Annotated in this window: 1 pseudogene; it reads right to left on the reverse strand. The window is 63.8% G+C overall.

Annotation, left to right across the window (positions count from 1 at the left end):
- Window positions 1-1,211, reverse strand: a pseudogene (locus tag A985_RS28790) (ATP-dependent helicase); the annotation flags it as partial.

Genomic DNA, 1,211 nt, shown 5'->3' on the forward strand with positions numbered 1-1,211 from the left:
TCGTCGTCGCCCGTGCTCATGTCGGACGGAATGCATCCGTCGACGACGTTGAGCACATAGACCGAGCGCCACTCCTGCCCTTTCGCACTATGGATCGTCGACAGAATCAGGTAGTCCTCGTCAAGCAACGGCGGGCCGGATTGCGCACTCGTGGCGTCGGGAGGATCAAGGGTCAACTCGGTCAGAAACTGCTCACGCGACCCATACGTACCCGCAATGCGGGCGAGCTGTTCGAGGTCCGCCTGGCGCACGGCCGCGTCGTCGAAGCGTTGTGTCAGCAGCGGCGCATACCAGCGCAGCGCCAGATCGACATCGGCCGGCCATGACAGCCGCGTGTCGTGCAACGCGATGAAGACGTCGACGAACGCGCGCCAATCGGCAGCGGCCGCCGACGGTGGCTTGAAGTCCGCGAGCACCTGCGCGGGCATGGCGGAGGCCGACATGGCGTCGAGCAATCGGGTGGCGCTCACGGGCCCGATTCCGGGGATCAACTGGGCCACACGAAACCCCGACAAGCGGCTGGCCGGGTTGTGCGCCCAACGCAGGATCGACAACATATCCTTGACGTGCGCCGCTTCGAGAAACTTCAAGCCGCCGAATTTCACGAACGGGATATTGCGGCGTGTGAGTTCCAGCTCCAGCGCCGCGCTATGGCTACCAGTGCGGAACAGCACCGCCTGCTGCATCAATCGGGTGCCGGTCTCACGTTGCGCCAGCACCTGATCCGCCACCCAGCGGGCCTGCCCCGACTCGTCGCTCACATTGACGAGTTGCGGCAGATGCGTCGATTGCCGATCGGTCCACAATGCCTTCGCGTAGCGCTCGTTCGACTCGGCGATCACGGCATTGGACGCATCGAGAATCGGTTGTGTCGAACGGTAATTCCGCTCGAGCGTGACCACATGGGCGGGCTCGGCAAATTGCCCGGGAAAGTCGAGGATGTTTCGGATGGTGGCCGCGCGGAACGCATAAATCGACTGCGCATCATCCCCCACGACGGTGAGGCCGCGTCCGTCGGGCTTCATCGCGAGCAGGATCTGCGCCTGCAGCCGATTGGTGTCCTGGTATTCGTCGACGAGCACGTGGTCGAAGCGCTCGCCCAGTTCGCGCGCGAGTTCCGGCGCGCTCATCGTCTCGGCCCAGTACAGCAGCAAATCGTCGTAATCGAGAACGTGCTGCGCTTGCTTCGCGTCGACGTAGGCACCGAAGAG

The organism is Pandoraea sp. B-6, assembly GCF_000282835.1.
In the GTDB taxonomy this organism is placed as follows: domain Bacteria; phylum Pseudomonadota; class Gammaproteobacteria; order Burkholderiales; family Burkholderiaceae; genus Pandoraea; species Pandoraea cepalis.